The sequence below is a fragment of the Candidatus Pelagibacter communis genome (assembly GCF_001180205.1).
Classification (GTDB): Bacteria; Pseudomonadota; Alphaproteobacteria; order Pelagibacterales; family Pelagibacteraceae; genus Pelagibacter; species Pelagibacter ubique_O.
On record NZ_CVSU01000023.1, the window covers coordinates 1 to 2,453 of the forward strand.

A 2,453-nucleotide genomic window follows, 5' to 3' on the forward strand; every position below is an offset into this window, starting at 1 on the left:
GCTTGTTTAGTTGTTAAGCTATCAGGTTTTTTTTACTAAAAAATCTGCATTTACTTTTGCAATTTGTGAATATCCGCCAAAGAATATTTCTCCAACTCTAAATCCAGTTAAAATTACCTCATCTCCTTCTTTAAATTTTGAATTTTCACTTGCAATAACCTTTCCTGAAAAATCTATTCCTGGGATATGAGGATATTCTTTAACTAATCTTCCTCCATTCTTTAGAATCATTCCATCTTTAAAGTTTAAATCTGAATAATCTACTTTTACAGTTACATCACCATGTTTTAAGAAACTTTTATCTAAAGATTTTACTTCACGCGAAAAGTTTTCGCCTTCTTGGTTAAGGACTATTGCTTTGAATTGATTGGACACCTTAGTCTTTTAACTTAGTGCTGATAAATCGTAAATATCTATTTTGATAACTTAAATCTTCTTTGAATTGGCCTAAGTAGTAATTTGTAACTGTGGTTGCTTGTTCTTTTTTAATACCTCTCATTGTCATACACTGATGAGTTGAATCAATAGTTACTGCAACTCCTTTGGCATCTAATGATTCCATTAAAGTGTTTGCTATCTGCATTGTAAGTCTCTCTTGTGTTTGTAATCTTTTTGAGAAAACTTCAACTACTCTTGCTAACTTACTTAATCCTACAACTCTTTCTTTTGGAATATAAGCTACGTGTGCTTTTCCAATAATTGGAGCCATATGATGTTCACAATGACTTTGCACTGAAATATTTTTTTGAACAACCATGTCATCATAACCTTCAACATCACCAAAAGTTTTGTCTAAGATTTTATTTGGATCTTCTTTGTAACCCTTGAAATATTCTTTAAAAGCTTTTACCACTCTCTTAGGAGTTTCTAACAAACCTTCTCTACTTGGATCTTCACCCATCCAAGAAAGGATAGTTCTAAAAGCGTCTTCAGCTTCTTTGTCTGAAACCTGCTTTGTATCTAAACTTTTGTCATCTGTGTCTTTTACTAATTTCATAGCGCTTTTTTATACAGTAATTACTTCAATTTAAAAATATTTAATATATTCATATATGTGCTACATAGTCACCGCATATGTTCAAAAAAAGAGAAAATATCTACGATATTGAGGAGGGAAATCTTCTTTCACCCAAGTTTGATAATGATGGGTTGATACCAGTAATTACTATGTGCTCAAAAACAAAGGATATTTTAATGCATGGATATATGAATGTAGAAGCTCTTAAAAAAACAATTGAAACTAAAGAAGCACACTATTTTAGTAGATCGAGAAAAGCTATTTGGCATAAAGGTAAAACAAGTGGTTTTATACAAAAGGTTACTGAAATAAGAATTGATGATGATCAAGACTCCATATGGTTAACAGTTGATATCGGTGATGGAGCTAGTTGTCATGTTGGTTATAGATCATGTTTTTATAGATCTATTCCTATGGGACCAATAGAAAACGGAAGAAAAGTTGAAATGGAATTTCTTGAAAAAGAAAAAAAATTCGATCCTGAAGAAGTTTATAAAGGACAACCAAACCCAACTAAAATTTGAATATGAGTTTTGAATTTAAACTTTTAAAACCTTTTGGACCTTCGGTTTTAAAAGTAAAAATCCCTGAAAAAATTTTAATTGACCTAAATAAGTATATCGATAATGTTGTGGCAAATAATCTAAAGTCTAATGAACTTGATCATGGTCACAAACTAATAGGTGATGTCACTCAGGAATTTAAGTTAGATCATGAATTTTCTAAAAAAGTTGGTTGGTTAGACTTTTTAGTAGGATGCACATCAAAATGGATAGAAGTTGCACTTGGTAGAAAAATTAGCAAATTTGAAATGCAAAATTCCTGGGTAGTAAGACAATTTGAAAATGAATATAATCCTGTGCATCATCATAGTGGTCATATATCAGGTGCGGGCTTTTTAAAATTACCAAATACTTTTGGAGAATTTGTTCAAAAAAAAAACAAAGGTTATTTGGGAGGAACATTAAATTTAATTCATGGTTCTCAACAATTTTTATCTAACTCTGTTTACACGATCAAGCCTGAGGTAGGTGATTTTTATTTTTTTCCAAACTATTTAATGCATACTGTTTATCCATTTAAAGGTACAAAAGATGAGAGAAGATCAATATCTTTTAATGCAAGGATTGATGAAGAAATACATAAGGATACCCCTTAAAAATCAATGACAAAACAAAAAAATGTTTTAGGGGAGGATTTAGAGGATTGTTCAAATAATCCTTTAACAGGTTGGTTTCGTGACGGTTGTTGTAACACTGATGAAAATGATCACGGTGTCCATACTGTTTGCGCAAAAGTAACAACTGAATTTTTAGAATGGTTAAAAGAGGCAGGTAATGATTTAATCACTCCACATCCAGAATTCGGATTTCCAGGATTAAAAGATGGAGATGGCTGGTGCGTGTGTGCTAGTTGGTACGCTAAAGCTGTTGAG

General features: G+C 31.4%; 5 protein-coding genes. 3 read left to right on the forward strand and 2 right to left on the reverse strand.

The features are described 5' to 3' along the window. Positions 1 to 21: 21 nt before the first annotated feature. Both AMO08_RS01145 and folE read right to left on the reverse strand, forming a co-directional pair. The gene (locus AMO08_RS01145) at positions 22 to 375 is read right to left on the reverse strand and encodes an alcohol dehydrogenase catalytic domain-containing protein (RefSeq protein WP_256997632.1); all 354 of its coding nucleotides are present in this window, start codon (positions 373 to 375) and stop codon (positions 22 to 24) included. A gap of 1 nt (position 376) precedes the next feature. Beyond that, on the reverse strand, positions 377 to 997 hold the full coding sequence (folE, locus tag AMO08_RS01150) for a GTP cyclohydrolase I FolE (protein WP_075484379.1): 621 nt from the start codon (positions 995 to 997) through the stop codon (positions 377 to 379). A 77-nt stretch (positions 998 to 1,074) separates the two neighbouring features. Here folE and hisI point away from each other — a divergent pair, with 77 nt between their 5' ends. The 3 genes from hisI to AMO08_RS01165 form a co-directional block, all read left to right on the forward strand. Then, a complete protein-coding gene (gene hisI / locus AMO08_RS01155) occupies positions 1,075 to 1,542 on the forward strand; it encodes a phosphoribosyl-AMP cyclohydrolase (RefSeq protein ID WP_075484380.1) in 468 nt (155 codons plus the stop codon). 2 nt (positions 1,543 to 1,544) lie between these two features. After that, positions 1,545 to 2,177, forward strand: coding sequence for a putative 2OG-Fe(II) oxygenase (locus tag AMO08_RS01160; RefSeq protein WP_075484381.1), 633 nt, complete (start codon positions 1,545 to 1,547; stop codon positions 2,175 to 2,177). 6 nt (positions 2,178 to 2,183) lie between these two features. Then, positions 2,184 to 2,453, forward strand: a 270-nt coding sequence (locus tag AMO08_RS01165; protein ID WP_075484382.1) for a DUF2237 family protein, incomplete at its 3' end; no start/stop codon positions are given.

Coding starts and splice junctions, on each gene's coding strand:
- AMO08_RS01160 (WP_075484381.1), top strand. CDS start 1,545: ATGAGTTTTGAATTTAAACTTTTAAAACCTTTTGGACCTTCGGTTTTA.
- hisI (WP_075484380.1), top strand. CDS start 1,075: ATGTTCAAAAAAAGAGAAAATATCTACGATATTGAGGAGGGAAATCTT.
- folE (WP_075484379.1), bottom strand. CDS start 997: ATGAAATTAGTAAAAGACACAGATGACAAAAGTTTAGATACAAAGCAG.